Genomic DNA, 18456 nt, shown 5'->3' on the forward strand with positions numbered 1-18456 from the left:
TATTCTAGACCTTTTTTTCTGGATCTTTTTCAAGATCAAAAAGATCCGATAAGATTCCGATCATTTTATCCGCTTCGTCTCTTTGGCATGCAGCGCGAAGCTGAACCACAGGGACTTTGAGGATTTTTTGCATCATGCTTTTGGTGATTTTATCAATCATAGCAACCTGTGCCTCATCAGCATTTTTAAGGAATCTTTCCATTTCTTCCAGACGGATTTGTTCCAATGCATTTTTAAGCTTATTGATGGTCGGAGAAACCATCATTTCTTTTTTCCAGTTAAAAAAGTCTTCAATACTTTCAGTTATAATTTTTTCGACTTGTGGAATAGAAGCAAGGCGTTTCTCGAGAGTTTCAGTTGCCTTACTTCTTATATTGTCTACGTTATAAAGCATCACCCCGGGAATTTCCTCCAGGTTTGTTTCTATGCTTCTCGGTACCGATAGATCTACGAAAAGCTTATAGCTGTTGATTTCGATTTCAGACACCATCTTCTTGGTGATATATGGCTCTGATTTCATGATTGAGGAAACAATTACGTCGGCCTCTTTCATGGCTTCAAAGCAATTCTCAAAGGGAATCACTTCAAATCCCATTTCATCTGCCAAAGCCTTTGCCCTTTCAAAAGTTCTGTTGGTGATAGTGACTTTAGCATCAGGGATGTGTACCATATTTTTGGCAACATCTTCGCCAATTTCACCTACGCCAATAAGTAAAACCCTTGGTTGGTAAGTATTAGAAGTAAGTTCTTCGATAAGTTCGACGGCTGCATACGAAACTGACGCTGCCCCATCACGGAAAGCGGTTTCTTGTACAAGCCGTTTACTTGTAAAGAAGATCATGTGCATCAATCTGTGCAAAAAAGGCCCTGCCATGTCCAAGTCAGCGGAAGCCTGATAAGCCCGTTTTACCTGATTGGAAATTTGCATATCACCTACCACTTGGGCCTCAAGACCCGTTGACACCCTAAACAGATGTTCGATGGCATCTCTGTCCTCGTTATGGATTTTGAAATATTCCATGTAATCAACCACATTGGTCAAGCCTTTTTCCAGACCGATGAGTTTGATGATTTCTTCATTAAGGTCAATTTCGTGGGAATAATATACTTCTGTCCTGTTGCAGGTGGATAGGATAAGCGTGTCTGTAATGCTGAAAAAATCTTTCAGTTTAAGTAAAAGAGAATGGATGGAACCCTCATCGAGTGCGATGACTTCCCGTATTTCGACAGGAGCACTTTTGTGCGATAAACTGATGGCTCTAAACGTTTTTTGCATTTTAGATACTTTTGCGTTACAAATTTAATTCAGATTAGATAGCAAAAGATAATTTCCCTTTACTTCCGTTCAATTTAAATTCGGTCTAAATAAAAAAGACAAAACTTAAATTTTTGGTTTTCAATTTCAAATTTCGTAATAATTGTAAAATAATTCCAATCGAATTACTTTATCAGGGATAGATACGATTTATCGGTTGCGATTGGATTATGTTTTTCAATAATTATATCAAATGGCTAAAATTTATTTTTTTCTGAAGTCGTATTTTGGATTCTCCAAAAGGGAATCAAGAGGTTTCGTTTTGGTTGTGCCTGCCCTTATTGTCCTTTATCTTATTCCCTTAGGCTATGATTGGTTAGTCAGAAAGAAAAATGAAGAGAAATATTTAGCCTACTCTATTAAAATAGACAGCTTGGTGATGGCCGGATGGAAACCTTACCAGAGTAATTTTCAAAACCAATTGATTGATTTCAAATCAGACACAGTCAAAAAGGCCAATACATATCAAAAACCCAAAAGTCCACAACTTAACAAAATATTATTCTCGGATGCTGACTCTGTTGTGCTTCAGATTGTACCCGGGATTGGTCAGACGATGGCAGGAAGAGTGGTCAAATACCGTGAAAATATGGGCGGTTTATATAGCAAGGACCAATTATTGGAAGTCTACGGAATGACGCCTGAAGTTTTGGAAAAGGTTTTTGAATATTTTGAATTTGTCCCTGAAATCAAAAACAAAATCCTGATCAATCAGGCTGATGTGAATGATTTGGCAAAACATCCGTATATCAACTACGGATCAGCCAAAGTCATTATTGCATTTAGGGAGCAGCATGGACCTTATCAATCAGCAGACGACTTGCTCAAAATCAAAATATTCAATAAAGAATGGGTGGACAGACTCAAACCATACCTGGAATTTTGACTCTTTTTAGATTGCGAAGTTAATAAACCTTTTTCCCGCCAACGAATGTTCCTGAGATTTTGATTTCTCTTAACTCATTTTCAGGCGCCGTCATGATGTCTTTTTCCAAGACTACAAAGTCCGCGAGTTTGCCCGGTTCAATGCTTCCTTTTAGATTTTCTTCAAAGTTGGCAAATGCAGCCCAAATGGTCATACCTTTTAAAGCATGCTCTCTTGTGATTTTGTTTTCAGGCTGAAATCCATCCTCAGGCCAATTTTTTGCATCTTTTCGTACTACACCAGAATGAAAGCCATAAAGTGGATTGATATGTTCTACCGGAAAATCACTTCCTAAAGCCAATATGCCATTTTGATCCAAAAGCTCTTTGTAGGCATATGCTGTTTTTATCCTAAAAGGGCCAAGCCGTTGACCTGCCCAATACATATCAGAGGTGGCATGGGTAGGCTGAACAGATGGGATGACGCTGTATTGTGCAAATTTGGGCATATCTTCTTTGCTTACCACTTGTGCATGCTCGATCCGCCACCTGAGGTCATTTTTTCCTTTCAGGTATTTGGCATAAATGTCCAATAACGTTCTGTTGGCTGAATCACCTATACAATGGGTGTTCATTTGGAAGCCGTTTTCGTACATTTTTTTGGCGAGTTCATCAAATTCCTCCGGATTTTTGAGAAGGAACCCGTAGTAATCTGCATGATCATGATAAGGTTTGAGCAATGCGGCACCCCTTGAACCCAAAGCGCCGTCTCCATAAATTTTAAAACTCCTTACTGTGAGGTTGTCATCTTGGTATATTCCAGTTTTGAAATAATGCGCCATATTGGCTTCGGTTGGGTTAATCATTGCATATACACGCATGGTCAAAGAACCGTCTTTGTGCATCTCGGAGATCAAGTCGATAGTTTCTTTATCCAAACCTGCATCCACTACTGTAGTCAGTCCTACCGCAAAACAGTTTTCTTGGGCGCTAGTCATGGCTATCCGGGCTTCTTCTTTGCTTGGATCCGGAACTTTCGAGGAAACTAATCCAATGGCATTGTCAATCAAAACTCCTGTCGGCTTGTTTCCGATTAAAATAACCTTTCCACCGACCATTGATGTGGATGAAGTGATCCCTCCAAGATCCAAAGCTTTTTGGTTGACCAGGGCGGCATGACCATCAATTCGCGTCAGAAGTACAGGTTTGTCAGGAAAAAGCGAGTCTAATTTAGTTTTGGTTGGAAATTCCTTAGACTCCCAAAGGTTTTGGTCCCAACCCCTACCTAATATCCATGCAGCCTCAGGGTTATTTTCAGCATGAATCCTTACCCTTTCCACCAATTCTATTTCTGATTCTGCACCAAGTAAATCAGCGACCTGTAATCCTAATCCATACCTATAAAAATGGGAATGTGCATCTATAAATCCTGGATAAATTGGTTTTCCTTGTAAGTCAATGATTTCCTCGGAGTCATATTTTGAAAGTATGGCATTGTCATTGCCTACTGCCACAAATCGGTTGTCCTTGACAGCAAATGCGTTTGTTATTGTGAAACCTTCATCTACTGTGTAAACAATACCGTTATGTACTATGAGATCAACTTTCTCCTTTGTAGTACAAGAAAAAATTGAAAAAGTAGAATACAAAAGCGATGAGAAAATAAATTTCTTCATTTTAGAGAGTTTAGTGGATGTTTCTAACAAGAAAGCGGACATATTTGCGGAATGGTGGAGGATAGGTATGGTTTTATGCAATTTGCCCTCAATTTTCCGGAATTTGAATTCAAAATTCAGGAATCTGATGGGAAATTAAGCATTTTCGATTCCCTTCGAAAGAAATATTTGATATTGACCCCTGAAGAATGGGTAAGACAGCATATGATTTCTTTTTTGGTCCAACATAGGAACTATCCCAAAGGACTTTTTTCTTTGGAAAAAGAAGTAATATATAACTCTCTTCAAAAAAGATTTGATATTTTGGTGTTAGATAGAACTGGAAATCCATTCCTATTGATCGAATGCAAGGCACCCGAAGTCAAGCTTTCCAAAAAAACAGTAGAACAGGTGGCGGTCTATAACAAGACAATTGGGGCTGCCTTCATGGGAATTAGTAACGGTAGGCAGCATTTGTTCTTGAAATACAATTTTGAAGTAAATTATTATGAACAAATATCAGATTTACCTCAATTTCAACCTTGATTAATGTGATATTTGTCATGTAATCAATTATATTTATCATTTAAGTTTGTTCAGCGGTTTTAACCAATTGATATGAAAACGATAGAAAAAAGTACTCCATGTGAGCTTTGCATGAGCAGAAAATTTTCACTCTTCGCCAATCTTTCTGAACCACATTTATGCCATTTATCGGATCATAAAAATTTTATCACACACAAAAAAGGTCAGATTTTATTTTATGAAGGGACCAAACCCTTGGGTGTTTTCTGCATCAATGATGGGGTAGTAAAGGTTTATAAAACCGCATCCAATGGGAAAGAGCAGATTATCAGACTAGCAAAAAAAGGTGATTTTTTAGGATATGCTTCCCTGCTTGGTGAAGAGTCATATTCCAATTCTGCCACAATTGTAGAAGATGCCAAAATCTGTTTTGTCCCAAGAGAATCTTTTTTAAAGGTATTGGCCGAAGACACAGAATTCCATAGAAGAGTAACCAAAGCACTTTGCCATGATTTAGGAATCATGGAGGACAAACTTACAGATGCCACACAAAAGTCAATAAGAGAAAGGCTAGCCTTTACGCTATTGAAACTCAGTGAGACTTACGGGATAGATGGGAATGCAGGTGAGAAAATTGACATTGTACTCACAAGAGAAGAAATCGCAGGCTTGGTGGGTACTGCAACCGAAACGGTAATCCGACTACTTTCTGAATTCAAAAAGGACGAGTTGATCGACTTTGAAGGAAAGAAAATCCTTGTTCTTGACAAGAGAGGTTTGGCAAGGTTGTCTGATTTCTATGGATGAAATTTCTTAAACTGAAAAATAACCATCCTTGCTGACAGTTGTTGAAATCAGTTTTTTTAGGCTAATCCAATCATTTATAATTTTTTTTTGTTTACAAGAAAGTATTCACTGACTAGATCCAATTTTGGAATTTAACAAGTTCAATCTCATGCGAATCCGTATTCTTGGAATTTTCCTCCTTGGATTCTTATTTTATTTCCCTGCTTTCAGTCAAAGTTTTGCATATAAAACCATGCTGAATGGGATTTATGATAATGAATTTCCATTGGTGTATTTGGACCAAGATGAAATTCTTGGAAAGGCAATTTTGCTCGACACCAGAGAAAAAGAGGAATATGAAGTGAGCCACCTGAAAAATGCAAGATGGGTTGGCTACGATACTTTTTCATTGGAAAGCATAAAAGATGTTGCAAGAGATAAACCGATAGTGGTTTACTGTTCGGTAGGTGCACGAAGTCAGGAAATTGGTAAAAAACTCAAAAGCGCAGGATATAAAGAGGTTTATAACCTTTATGGAGGGATTTTTCATTGGATTAATGAAGACCGTCCTGTGTACCAAGATCAAAAGAGGACAAACCGCATCCATACCTACAACAGAACGTGGAGCATTTGGGTAAATAAGGGAGAAAAAGTCTTCTGATCACTTTTTTCCGTCCCAAATAGAATCGGTATTTTTCATATTGCGATGCAACTGAGAAATGACGCTTTCGTACTTTAAAATTATCTCCCTATTTTTAGCCGCTTAATTAAAAATATGACTATGGATATTCTGGAAGTCAACAGTCCAGCGCTTGAAAGAGAATTTTTGGAAATGGCCGTAAGGCTATATAAAAATGAGAAAAACTGGATAAGACCTCTTGATAAAGACATACAGGGATTGTTTGAGCCGGAGACAAATAAGCTGTTCAAGCAAGGCGGAAAAGCCAAAAGATGGCTTGTCAAGGATCAAAAAGGAAACACTATTGGAAGAATTGCCGCCTTTATCCATCCCAAATGGAAAGAAAAGCAACCGACAGGTGGAGTTGGTTTCTTTGAGGCAATAAATGACAGCAAAGTTGCCTTCCTTTTGTTTGACACTGCAAAATCCTGGCTTGAAAAGCAGGGTATAGAATCGATGGATGGTCCGGTCAACTTCGGTGAGCGTGATAAATGGTGGGGCTTATTGGTTCAGGGTTTTTCGCCTCCTAATTACAACATGCCTTGGAATTTTCCATATTATAAAAAATTCTTCGAAGATTACGGGTTTCAAGTTTATTTCAAACAGTATACCTATATGAGGCCTGTACAAGGAGGAAATTTTGATGCCAAAATGGTAGAAAGAGCGAACAAAGTTTTGGCTGATCCGGATTTTTCATTTAGACACCTGACGGGGAAAGAGCTTTCAGAAAAAGCCCCAGAATATTTTATGGAAGTCTATAACAAAGCTTGGGCAAAGCATATGGGGAAAAGTCTCACACTTATGGAAACCCAATTGATGTTTGCCAAATTAAAACCTATCAGAGATCCCCGATTGGTCTATTTTGGCTTTTATAAAGGCGTACCGGTTTCTTTTTTTATCAATATTCCGGAGATCAACCAGATATTCAAATATGTGGATGGGAAATTAGATTTAATTGGAAAACTCAAATTTCTATGGTACAAAACTTTTTTCCCACCCAATAAAATGTTGGGCTTGGTATTTGGAGTAATTCCGGAATTTCAAGGGAAAGGTGTGGAAAGCGCAATGATTATGGCCTACAATGAAACTTTTGCACGTCATGATTCTTTTCCTTACAAAACAATTGAAATGAATTGGATTGGTGATTTTAATCCCAAAATGATGCGCGTCTGTGAGCAACTGAATGCTAAGATTTATAAAACCCACCATACCTACAGGTATTTATTCGATAGATCGCTGCCATTTGAAAGGCATAAGATTTTTGAATGAAAAAGGTCTGCTTTTGTGGGATCGCCCTTTTGGCATAAATAAACCAATTATTAATAAATCAACAAAACATGAAAAAATACGATGTAACGGGCATAGGCAATGCTCTTGTAGATATAGAATTTAAAGTATCCGACCAGTTTTTTTTTGACAATCACGTTGAAAAAGGCCTGATGACACTGGTTGATGAAAACCGTCAAAATGCTCTCATGAAGGTGATAAATACCAAAGAAGCAAAAAAACAGTGTGGTGGATCTGCAGCGAACACAGTCATTGCGGTGAGCCAATTTGGTGGAAATGCCTTCTATTGTTGTAAAGTGGCCAATGACGAATTGGGGTATTTTTATCTTGAGGATTTAAAAAATTCCGGAGTAGACAACAGCCTGGAAGGTAAAGTCCCCCAGGATGGAATTACAGGCAAATGTCTTGTAATGGTTACCGAAGATTCTGAAAGAACTCTGAACACATTTTTGGGAATTACCCAAAATTTTTCCGTTCAAGATCTGAGTGAGTCGGCTATCAAAGATTCCAAATATTTGTTTATCGAAGGCTATTTGGTTACCTCTCCAAACGGCAGAGAAGCCATGGTCCATGCCAAGAAAACTGCAGAATCAGCCGGCACTAAAGTCGCTCTGACGTTCTCAGACCCTGCAATGGTAAAGTATTTTCATACCGGTTTTGATGAAGTAATCGGTCCGAGTGTTGACTTGCTTTTTGCCAATGAAGAGGAGGCCATGCTTTTTACAGGAAAGGAAAACATTCTTGAGGCTAGGGAGGAATTGAAAAAGGCTGCCAAACATTTTGTAATCACACAAGGAAAAAATGGCGCTATGATTTGGGATGGAGACACATTTATAGACATAGAACCTTACAAAACAGTGGCAATCGATAGCAATGGAGCAGGAGATATGTTTGCAGGTGCATTTATGTATGGGATTACCAATGGACATAGCTATGCATCAAGCGGAAAATTGGCCTCAATGGCAAGTTCTAAAATTGTGAGTCAATTTGGCCCTAGACTGAAATGGCATGAAGCCAAAGAAATACTCGGTAGGTTATTGCCCTGATTCCAAAATGAGATTTATGGGAGTAAAGAAATTGACTGAAAATATTTAGTTGGAGATTTGTTCAGTTATTGATTGTGTTATATTTTTCGCAGAAATAACTTAAAAATTTCTTCACCGGTATCCGTTTTTATTCTTTTATCCTTTTTTGATAAACAAATCTGATTAAAAAAAGTAAAACTTACATGAACCAAAAACTAAATCCAAGTATATGAGAAAGTTTACCTTTACGCTGTTGGCGGGAGTCTTTTTGACACTTTCGGCGATAGCCCAAAACAAGATTGATTTCAAGGAATTTACCTTGGACAATGGTTTGAATGTGATTATGCACCAAGACAACAGTACTCCAATTGTGGCTGTATCTGTTTTGTACCATGTCGGGTCCAAAAATGAAAAACCGGATCGGACAGGTTTTGCCCACTTCTTTGAGCATTTGCTTTTTGAAGGTACAGAGAATATCGGCAGGGGTGAATATATGAGCAAAATCCAGTCTATCGGTGGTACACTCAATGCTTTTACATCAAACGATGTGACGTACTATTATGAGATTGTTCCTTCCAATCAATTGGAAACTGCCTTATACATGGAATCTGAAAGAATGCTTCATCCTAAAATCGATCAAATCGGTGTCGATACCCAAAGAGAAGTCATCAAAGAGGAAAAAAGGCAATCTTATGACAACCGTCCATATGGTACAATTCTTCCTGAGACAATGAAAAGATCTTTTGTCAAGCATCCTTATATGTCACCTGTGATCGGATCCATGGAACATTTGGATTCAGCCAAATTGGAAGAATTTATGGCTTTTCATGAAGCTTATTATGTGCCGCGAAATTCCACCCTGACTATTGCAGGAGATATAGATTATGGTCAGGCTGAAAGGTGGGTTAGAGATTATTTCGGTGAAATCCCGTCAGGCCCATCTGATTTTTACCGTCCAAACATCACAGAACCGAAAAAAACAACTGAAACCCGTGACGTCATTTATGACAATATCCAGATTCCTGCTGTGATCCAATCCTACAATCTCCCTCCAAAAAACCATCCTGACTCATATGCCCTTTCTATGCTTTCGACCTACTTGGCGGGAGGGAATTCTTCCTTGATGACGAAAGAACTGGTGGACAAACAACAAAAGGCATTGGGAGTAGCTGCTATTCCATTGGATCTAGAAGATGGAGGTGTGTTTTTGATGTATGGCATTGCAAATATGGGAGTTGATCCAAAAGAACTTGAAAATGAAATGGATGTCATTTTAGCCAAGGTTCAGAAAGAAGGTATCTCCGACAAGGATTTTCAAAAATTAAAAAATATCATCGAAAATGACCTTGTCACTAAAAACAGTTCAATGGCAGGAATTGCACAAAATCTCGCTGAGTCAAAAGTGTTCTACGGGAAGACAGATTATATCAATCAGGAGATGGAATATTACTCAAAGGTAACTCCTGAAGACATAAAAAGGGTAGCCAATGAGTACCTTTCGTTGAACGGAAGGGTAGTTTTGTATTATCTGCCAAAGTCAGCACAAGTTCCTGAAACTCCTGCAGGAGCATCGATGAAGGAAAATAAAAATTGATAAAAGATACTTTCCCAATCACTTTTATTCATACTATCAGAAAACATGAAAAATATAATCCTATATATATTATTAGCCTTTGTTGTTCAATCAGGCTTTGCACAGATTGATAGGAGTTCCTATCCTGAACCGGGTCCGGCGAGAGAAATCAAACTTGGAAATGCAGACTCCTTTACCCTTCCAAACGGACTAAAGGTATTTGTTGTCGAAAACAGGAAATTGCCAAGGGTTGCTTTTTCATTAGTCTTGGAAAGAGATCCCATTTTCGAAGGAGATAAGGCCGGAATGCTCAATATGGTAGGTCAGATGATGACCGGAGGAACTTCCAACAGAACAAAAGACCAATTGGATGAGGAAATTGATTTTATCGGTGCTTCCATCAATGCCAGTGCTTCTTCCATTTATGCAGCCTCATTGAAAAAACACCAAGAAAAAGTGCTCGAATTGATGACGGATGTATTATACAATCCTGTTTTTCCGCAAGAAGAATTGGATAAACTTAAAAAACAGACGATTTCAGGCTTGGCCGCAAGCAAAGACGACCCAAATTCCATCTCAGGAAGGTTGACATCCACACTTAATTTTGGAACAAACCATCCTTATGGAGAATCAGAAACTGAAGCTACTGTCAAAAACATCACGGTGGAGGATATCAAGTCTTACTACGATATTTATTTTAAACCTAACATCGCATACCTTGCCATTGTAGGGGACATCAACAAAAAAGAGGCAGAAGCTTTGGTCAAGAAGTATTTCAGTAAATGGGAAAAAGGAAATGTTCCGACCCATTCCTATGAAAAACCAACTCTTCCTGCAAAAAATACCGTAGCATTAGTGGACAGATCAGCATCCGTACAGTCTGTCGTAGATGTGACTTATCCGCTCGAAATGAACTTGAGCAATTCTGATTATCTGGCTTCAAGGGTATTGAATTACATTCTAGGTGGAGGTGCATCCTCAAGGTTGTTTATGAACCTAAGAGAGGAAAAAGGCTACACTTATGGGGCTTATTCCTCAATCGGTGCTGATAAATTGATCACAAGTTTTTCTGCAAATGCAAGTGTAAAGCAAACTGCGACTGACTCAGCAATCACAGAGATAATTTATGAGATCAGAAACCTAAGAGACAACGGCATTACTGAAGAAGAATTAATCAGTGCAAAGGCCAATTTGAGTGGTTCGTTTGGTAGATCATTGGAAAGTCCTTCCACCATCGCCAATTTTGCTATTAACACTGAGAGGTATAAGCTTCCACAAGATTTCTATGCCACTTATCTTCAGAAATTGAATGCCTTGACTGTAGCCGATATCAATGCTGCAGCAAAAAAATTCATGAAGCCTGACAACATGTACATTACGGTCGTAGGAAACGGGGCCGCAATCGAAAAAAGTTTACTTGCTTTTGGTGAAGTAAAAAGATTCACCAACACAGCGGAACCTGAGAAGCAAATTACCATGAATACAGAAATGACCGCAGATCAGGTGATTGAAAATTACCTTAATGCTATCGGTGGTGAAAGCAAAGCTAAAGGCATAAAAACATCCAAAATGGAATCTGTCGCTGAAATACAAGGAATGACATTGAATTTCGTAGCTGTTTATGATGAACCAAAATCTGCATTTGCCCAAAAAGTAATGATGATGGGCAATGTGGCATCCAATACTGTTATCAAAGATGGAAAAGGTTCAGTTACAGCAATGGGACAATCTACCGCACTCACTGACGAACAATACGAGGCTGCCAAAATGAGTATGTTTATTTTTCCTGAGTTACATTATGAGGAATTGGGATATTCTATGGTTTTGGAAGGAATCAAAGATGTAGAAGGAGAAAACGCATACAAGGTGATCGTATCTAATCCTACAGGTTCCAAGCAGGTCAACTACTATAGTGTAGAGTCCGGATTGAAAGTCAAAACGGAAAGTGCTGAAGCAGGCGATATGTTTTTTAGCGAATACAAAGAAATCGATGGGGTAAAATATCCAATGATGATGTTGTTGAAATCCCCGATGATCCCGATGCCTTTGGAAACAAAGGTTGAAAAAATCGAATTCAATGTTACTATTTCTGAAGACGATATAAAATAAATTTTAAGGAGGGATTCAATCCCTCTTTTTTTATTTAAATTTCAAAAATTTAACCAAGAGAAAATGAAGAAATTATTTGTTGCCGCACTAGCATTGGGTGTAGTTCTGATCGGCTCAGATGTCAAGGCAAACATTACAGACAAAGAGCCATCAAAAGACCATTCATATGTTGAGAATGATCCTGCTTCTATTATTGAAAATTATATCAAAGCGGTAGGAGGCAAAGCTAATGTTGAAAAAATCAAAAATTCGGTTTTGCTAATGGAAGCAGAATTTCAGGGGGCGACCATAGTGATTAAAGGAATTTCTGACCAAGTCAACAGCAGGATGCTTCAAGAAACATCCGTGATGGGTAATGTTGCCCAAAAGACGGTTTTGGTAAATGGCAAAGGTAAAATATCCGGTATGGGGCAGGAGCAAGAACTGACAGAGGAAATGGTCACTATGCTAAAAGCACAAACATATGTTTTTCCTGAGATGCATTACATAGACCTTGGATATACTATGGAGGTTCAAGGTACAGAAATTATTAATGATGAAGATGCCAATAAGCTGATCATCACTGCACCAAACGGTATGAAAACCGTAGAGTATTATTCTGTAGCTTCAGGTCTTAAGTTAAGAACAAGCTCTGATGCAGCGGGAGATATCACTTATATGGATTATTCTGAAATAGACGGAGTCAAAATCCCTATGAGGCTTTCGATCAAAAACCCAATGTTACCTGTGGCATTGGAAGCAAAGATGGTATCAATGAAATTCAATCAGGAACTTTCTGACGAAGATTTCAAATAAATGAAAAACATCAAATAAGAAAAAGGGCCTCCGGATTTTTGGATGCCCTTTTTTTATTCCACTTACCTTTTTAAACCTATGGATTTCTTATAAAATCCTTTATAAGCTTTTTTTGAGAATTCCTTCTGAAATCCGAAAGACAGTTATTCCCCAAGTAGTTTATTGAGACAGACACTGTGATCTTCTTTAATTTGGATTATAAATTTCGGAAAATACTTTTTCTTGTTCTTTGATAATGATACTTCCTTGATTTTTCCTAATCTCTCTATTTTGAAATTGATTTGATCATTGGTTGCATTTTCAAAATCATATTCCAGAATTTTGTCATTTTTCATTAGGATGGCGTATGCCCCAGAATCGGGATGAAGTTGTGTGATGATTCCTGATTCATCCTTTCGGATTCCCCAATGGTGCAATAGACCATCTCCTTCAAAATTTTCAATGATTTCGATTCCTATCTGTGCTAATAATTCTTTTATCAGCGTTAGTAAATCTTCCTTTCCAAAAACAAAGCTTTGGAAAAACGAAGTTATTTTTTCCCCTTCTTTTGATAGACTTCTAATTAGATTTTCAAAATCTCCAAGGTTATATCCAACTCTGGTTTTCCCAAATTTCTCCCACATTTCCTTCATTAATTCAGAAAGTGAGGAACCAGATGATTTTAACAACAGATCTAGGCAAAGAGAAATTAGTGCACCTCGGTTATAAATACTGACTTTTTTGTCAGGGATACCAGCCTTGTATCCGTCTAGCCATAAGTCAAAACTTGATTCAACTATTGATTGATGCTGCCATCCAAAGCTGTCAAATTCACGTTGGATCTGTTTTTGAAGGAGATCGAGGTAATCTTCCAACTTCAAATATCCTGATTTCAATAGATAATAATCTCCCATGTATGTGGTTACTCCCTCCATAACCAATCCTTCGTTTAAATAAACTTCTTTGGAAAGATCATAGGTAAGAATACCGGTTGGCCTAATTCTACATACATTCCAAAAGTGATAAAGTTCATGAGAACTTACTCCAATAAGTTCATCTAGTTTGGATTTATCCGATAATGCATGCGCAGGACCATAGGCGATAACTGTCGAAAAGGCATGCTCTACTCCGTGAAAATGTCGATAAGGCAATAGTTGAAAAATAAAATGGTAATCCTTTGCTGGAAATTCTCCAAAGTCCTTGATTTGAGAATCAGTGATTGATTTCAAAACAGATTGAAAATAAGTTACATCAAAATGGATTTCTCCTTGGATCCATACGTGGAATTTGGAATCCAGGGCATCATACGAAAAATGCTTTAAACCTGCACTTGCCAAAAATGGACTGTCCATCAAGTGTTGAAAAGAACTGGCTTTCCATTTATTGCCTTCGATTTTTTCAAGAGCGGTCGCAACTTGATAATCATTTGGCAATTCAATTGTAATATAGATTTCTTCATTTTTTCTTTCCTGAATATCAAAAATAAAATTTGAGAAATTGAGGTATAATTGTTCATCATCAGACCAACATCCTCCAGCATCCATTTGGTTACAGTAATACTCGTATTGAATTACATATAATCCGGACACCGGGGCAATAAACTCCCAAAGGTCTTTACTCGTTTTTTTCCAAGGAAGCTTCGTCTCATGGTAAGTCAATTCAAAATTTCTGATTTTCTGTGCATAATTAGCCAACTCATATCTTCCAGGCCTCCAAGCCGGCAATTGGAGATGGATTATTTGCTTTTCAAAGCAATTAATCTCCAACCGGATTTGGATAAATTGGGAAGTAAAGGATTTTCTGAAAATGGAATAATGCATATGCCTTTGACTTAGGATTCAAAACAAAAGTAAATCTACGGTTTGTAAATAAAAAAAGGTTATCTATCTTTGCAGTCCTTTAAAGGGAGACCTTCAGGAATTCTACAAGCAAAGCACAAAATATTAAATAGATAGCGTCATGAAAAGAACATTTCAGCCTTCTCGAAGAAAAAGAAGAAACAAGCATGGATTCAAACTTAGAATGTCCACTGCCAATGGAAGAAGAGTATTGAAATCCAGAAGAGCAAAAGGAAGGCACAAGCTTACAGTATCTTCTGAAAAGACTTTGAAGAAGTAATTTTGAGCATTCTGTTTCGTATGTTTAATACGTAAATCAAAATGCAATGAATTTCCGACTTCACAAGAATGAGAGATTACATTCTAAAAAGTTAATAAAGGAACTTTTTGACAAAGGTTCCTCTTTTTTTTTATATCCCTTTAAGGTAATGGTTTTGGAAATCAATTTTGAAATTCCAGAAACCAATCAGGTATTGTTTTCCGTTTCAAAGAAGAAGCTAAAAAAATCTGTCGATAGAAACCTGATCAAACGTAGGATGAGAGAGTCCTATAGACTCAATAAGCAAATTCTAGGAGAAATTAATGGGGGCAAAAAAATAATTGGCCTTATATACGTTTCTTCAGAAATTGTTACATTTCAGGTCATTGAGAACAAAATCAAAAAAATACTTACCACTATTAAGGAAAAGCCGCTTTCCGAAAAAAACAATCCATGAATAAAAATTTCAAAAAGCCTGTAATTCTACTTCTTGTATCATTCCTCACTTTAAGTTTGCTGTTTTCTTTTGCCACAAAAAATGACAAGCTATTTGCCATCGCAAAGAACCTTGACATTTTCGCTTCACTTGTAAGGGAACTGGACTCCTATTATGTGGACGAAATCAATGCAGATGAACTTGTGACCATCGGTATCAATGCCATGCTTGAGGAGTTGGATCCCTACACTGAATTTATTCCTGAAGAAAACTCAGATGATTTTAGGATGATGACTACCGGTGAATACGCAGGCGTAGGTGCATTGATTGGGAATAGAATTGGCTCGAACATGATCTTGATGCCCTATAAGGGTTTTCCGGCACAGTCTGCTGGATTAAGAATTGGTGATGAGATTTTGAAAGTAGATACCGTCAATGTAGTCAACAGTCTGACATCCGATATTTCAAAATTGTTAAAAGGCCCTGCCAATACAAATGTCTTTGTTCAGGTTAAGAGGGGTACAGACACCATTTCTGTAAATCTGACAAGAAAGAAAATCGTCATTAGTAATGTGCCATTTTATGGTAAACTTGATGACCAAACAGGCTACATCAAACTTTCAGACTTTACTACCAACGCTGCTTCAGATGTCAGAAATGCATTGGTTGATCTTAAATCACAGGGAATTACAAGGCTGGTTTTAGATGTGAGAGACAATCCGGGAGGGATTTTGAAAGAAGCGGTAGACATTGTCAATTTATTTGTACCGAAAGGGAAAGAGGTAGTTCGGACAATAGGAAAGCTGGAAAATGTAAATTCAGTATATAAAACGACTAAGTCACCTGTGGATAAAGATATTCCAATGGTGGTTTTGATCAATGAAAGAAGTGCCTCAGCAGCTGAAATCGTAGCAGGTGCGCTTCAAGATTATGACAGGGCCGTTTTGATAGGAAGAAGGACTTTTGGAAAAGGATTGGTACAGACAACAGTACCGCTTTCCTATAACGCACAAGTAAAAATCACAACTGCCAAATATTATATCCCAAGTGGCAGGTGTATTCAAGCCATTGATTATAGCCAGGAGAACAGGGATGAGAATGGTAATTCTATTTCAATACCTGATTCCCTGAGAAAAGAATTTAAAACCAAAAATGGCAGGATTGTTCTTGATGGTGCGGGAATTGAACCAGACCAAAAAACTGAATCAAAATCATTTGCCCCTATTACCTATAGTCTGGTAGCTAGAAACCTTGTATTTGAATATGGTAACAAATTTTTCTTGGAAAATGAAATGATCTCCAATCCTAGGGATTTTGTGGTAACTGACGAAATCTATGCTGATTTTGTAGCCTCTTTAGAAGGAAAGGATTATGACTACACTACTTATGTTGAAAAAACCCTCGATGATCTTGAAAAATATGCCTTAAGGGAGAAGTTTTTTGATGATATCAAACCAACCATAGAAGACCTTAAGAAAAAGGTGAGCCATAATAAAGAGCAGGATTTAATCACTTTCAAATTTGAGATCAAAGAGGCGCTTAGAGAAGAATTGGTGTCAAGATATTATTTTCAACAAGGTATAGTTGAAGCATCTCTGGTTAATGATGAAGATGTAATTGCTGCCTTGGGAATCCTTTCAAATCCTGCTGAGATCAATAGGGTTTTAACAGCCTCGGCAAAATAGAAAGTATAAAAACATGGCGTTGATTTTGTCTATTGAGTCCGCTACTTCCATTTGTTCTGTCGCACTTCATCGTGACGGTGAGATGTTGTTGTTATCTGAATATGACCAAGAAAATGCCCATGCGAGACAATTAATGCTTTTGATTGAGGGGATTTTTAAGGAATTGGGTATGAAACCGTCTGATCTAGCAGCTGTGGCAGTTTCTTCAGGCCCGGGTTCTTATACAGGTTTAAGGATAGGAGTTTCAGTAGCAAAAGGGTTGGCATTTGCATTTGGGCTGCCCTTGATTGCAGTGGATACATTGGAAGGATTGGCCTCGCAAGCTTTCTTTTTATGTGGCAAAAATGATTTTGTGATTCCATTATTAGATGCAAGAAGAATGGAAGTTTATACTAGTGTATTTGATGGAGCAGGTAAATTGATTGAACCATCTCATCCTCTCGAAATTATTGAAAATCCATTTTTAAATTATCATGAAATTGGCAAGGTATATTTCTTGGGAGATGGCCTTGCAAAACTTACCGGTATCCTGAGCCATGAGAAGGCTGTTTTCTTACCAAATTTAAACTCTGCTTCTTCGATTGGTTCATTGGCTTTCAAGAAATACCTTCATAATGCTTTTGAAGATATTGCATATTTTGAACCGAACTACCTAAAGGAATTTAGGGTTTTAACTTCAAAAAAGAATCCCCTGTTACTATGAGTGAAATTGTCAATAGAGTAGCGGCTAGCCCAATTATTACAATAGATCTTGAGACGTTGTATCGACATGAAGAAAGAGTGGGGTTTGATCTCAAGGAATTTCTTTTTCAGGAATTGGTTTTGAGAGAAAAAGATTTCCGGTCAGATTTGAGTAAAATTGATTGGGATCTTTACCGAGGTAAACTTGTTGCGGTTTTCTGTTCTGCAGATGCCATAGTCCCCAATTGGGCCTTCATGTTAGTAGGAACTTTTCTTTCCAAGGCCGGAATTGAATATGTAATTGGGGGAATGGATGACCTTGAGCAATACCTATTTGAAAAGGCAATTTCAGAAATCAATCCGAGAGAATATGAAAACAAACCTGTTGTTATTAAAGGATGCAGTAGATACCCTGTCCCCTTATATGCATATGGTAGAATAATGGCCGTCATTCAGCCTTATGCGAAATCAATCATGTATGGTGAACCATGTAGCACTGTACCCTTATATAAGGGTCCCAAGTAAAAACATTCATCTTGTATACAGATACTTAGGTTATGTATGCAGTTTTTTTAACATCACAGTTTGGTAATATTCATTCAGTCTGCTAAGTTTGCAATCCAATTACGGCTAAGATCACCCAAAAGAGGGTGAATAAGGTTGAAAAATCAAATCTCAATTACTGGTCAAAAATAAAAAATCTTTTTTTTGATTTAGATTTTGAAAGTTCAAATTTATATCCCGATATTTGCACTCGCTTTTAAGACAAGGGTCTTACATTACTGTAAAAAGAAGCAGTAAAAGTTCATTGAAGTACTGGAGAAATAACACAAAATACTGTCTGTATTAAAATACAGTCAGAATCAATAGGGCTAGGAAACGATTCTGCAGTGATGCAGAGAAAAAAAACTATACAATGGAGAGTTTGATCCTGGCTCAGGATGAACGCTAGCGGCAGGCCTAAT

General features: G+C 37.7%; 17 protein-coding genes. 14 read left to right on the forward strand and 3 right to left on the reverse strand.

What is annotated here, in order from left to right:
* Positions 1-4: 4 nt before the first annotated feature.
* The gene (gene hemA / locus NK987_RS07985; protein WP_259263409.1) at positions 5-1276 is read right to left on the reverse strand and encodes a glutamyl-tRNA reductase; all 1272 of its coding nucleotides are present in this window, start codon (positions 1274-1276) and stop codon (positions 5-7) included.
* A gap of 232 nt (positions 1277-1508) precedes the next feature.
* Between hemA and NK987_RS07990 the strand changes: the two genes are divergently transcribed.
* Positions 1509-2201, forward strand: a complete 693-nt coding sequence (locus tag NK987_RS07990) for a ComEA family DNA-binding protein (protein ID WP_259263410.1) — start codon at positions 1509-1511, stop codon at positions 2199-2201.
* A gap of 19 nt (positions 2202-2220) precedes the next feature.
* Here the strand turns inward: NK987_RS07990 and NK987_RS07995 are convergent, their stop codons facing one another.
* Entirely contained in the window at positions 2221-3855 is a 1635-nt protein-coding gene (locus NK987_RS07995) for an amidohydrolase (RefSeq protein ID WP_259263411.1), read from the reverse strand.
* Positions 3856-3930: 75 nt separating this feature from the next.
* Between NK987_RS07995 and NK987_RS08000 the strand changes: the two genes are divergently transcribed.
* The 8 genes from NK987_RS08000 to NK987_RS08035 all read left to right on the forward strand — a co-directional run bounded on the left by NK987_RS08000 (position 3931) and on the right by NK987_RS08035 (position 12613).
* The gene (locus NK987_RS08000; protein ID WP_259263412.1) at positions 3931-4380 is read left to right on the forward strand and encodes a type I restriction enzyme HsdR N-terminal domain-containing protein; all 450 of its coding nucleotides are present in this window, start codon (positions 3931-3933) and stop codon (positions 4378-4380) included.
* A 72-nt stretch (positions 4381-4452) separates the two neighbouring features.
* Complete coding sequence (locus NK987_RS08005; protein ID WP_258425292.1) at positions 4453-5166, forward strand: Crp/Fnr family transcriptional regulator; 714 nt, start codon at positions 4453-4455, stop codon at positions 5164-5166.
* 148 nt (positions 5167-5314) lie between these two features.
* Complete coding sequence (locus NK987_RS08010; protein WP_259263413.1) at positions 5315-5806, forward strand: rhodanese-like domain-containing protein; 492 nt, start codon at positions 5315-5317, stop codon at positions 5804-5806.
* A gap of 120 nt (positions 5807-5926) precedes the next feature.
* Positions 5927-7093, forward strand: coding sequence for a hypothetical protein (locus NK987_RS08015; protein WP_259263414.1), 1167 nt, complete (start codon positions 5927-5929; stop codon positions 7091-7093).
* Positions 7094-7161: 68 nt separating this feature from the next.
* Positions 7162-8157 (forward strand): adenosine kinase, encoded by a 996-nt coding sequence (locus NK987_RS08020; protein WP_259263415.1) that lies wholly within the window; start codon positions 7162-7164, stop codon positions 8155-8157.
* Positions 8158-8365: 208 nt separating this feature from the next.
* Positions 8366-9730: a M16 family metallopeptidase gene (locus NK987_RS08025; protein ID WP_259263416.1), complete on the forward strand. Its 1365-nt coding sequence runs from the start codon at positions 8366-8368 to the stop codon at positions 9728-9730.
* A 45-nt stretch (positions 9731-9775) separates the two neighbouring features.
* The gene (locus NK987_RS08030; protein WP_259263417.1) at positions 9776-11818 is read left to right on the forward strand and encodes an insulinase family protein; all 2043 of its coding nucleotides are present in this window, start codon (positions 9776-9778) and stop codon (positions 11816-11818) included.
* 63 nt (positions 11819-11881) lie between these two features.
* The gene (locus NK987_RS08035; protein WP_258425298.1) at positions 11882-12613 is read left to right on the forward strand and encodes a LolA-like protein; all 732 of its coding nucleotides are present in this window, start codon (positions 11882-11884) and stop codon (positions 12611-12613) included.
* Between the two features lie 143 nt (positions 12614-12756).
* Here the strand turns inward: NK987_RS08035 and NK987_RS08040 are convergent, their stop codons facing one another.
* Positions 12757-14412 carry a M61 family metallopeptidase gene (locus NK987_RS08040; protein WP_259263418.1) on the reverse strand — a complete coding sequence of 552 codons (1656 nt, stop codon included), beginning with the start codon at positions 14410-14412 and terminating at the stop codon, positions 12757-12759.
* A gap of 139 nt (positions 14413-14551) precedes the next feature.
* On the opposite strand from NK987_RS08040, the gene rpmH reads away from it, so the two are divergent.
* The 5 genes from rpmH to NK987_RS08065 are packed head-to-tail and all read left to right on the forward strand — an operon-like array spanning position 14552 to position 18016.
* Entirely contained in the window at positions 14552-14710 is a 159-nt protein-coding gene (gene rpmH / locus NK987_RS08045) for a 50S ribosomal protein L34 (protein ID WP_113926163.1), read from the forward strand.
* Positions 14711-14756: 46 nt separating this feature from the next.
* A complete protein-coding gene (gene rnpA, locus NK987_RS08050; protein ID WP_258425300.1) occupies positions 14757-15146 on the forward strand; it encodes a ribonuclease P protein component in 390 nt (129 codons plus the stop codon).
* Entirely contained in the window at positions 15143-16810 is a 1668-nt protein-coding gene (locus NK987_RS08055; protein ID WP_258425301.1) for a S41 family peptidase, read from the forward strand. Before rnpA ends, NK987_RS08055 begins: the two co-directional genes overlap by 4 nt.
* 13 nt (positions 16811-16823) lie before the next feature.
* Positions 16824-17513: a tRNA (adenosine(37)-N6)-threonylcarbamoyltransferase complex dimerization subunit type 1 TsaB gene (gene tsaB, locus NK987_RS08060; RefSeq protein ID WP_258425302.1), complete on the forward strand. Its 690-nt coding sequence runs from the start codon at positions 16824-16826 to the stop codon at positions 17511-17513.
* A complete protein-coding gene (locus NK987_RS08065; protein ID WP_258425303.1) occupies positions 17510-18016 on the forward strand; it encodes a DUF2480 family protein in 507 nt (168 codons plus the stop codon). Before tsaB ends, NK987_RS08065 begins: the two co-directional genes overlap by 4 nt.
* Positions 18017-18456: the final 440 nt, after the last annotated feature.

The sequence above is a fragment of the Aquiflexum gelatinilyticum genome (assembly GCF_024813435.1).
Classification (GTDB): domain Bacteria; phylum Bacteroidota; class Bacteroidia; order Cytophagales; family Cyclobacteriaceae; genus Cognataquiflexum; species Cognataquiflexum gelatinilyticum.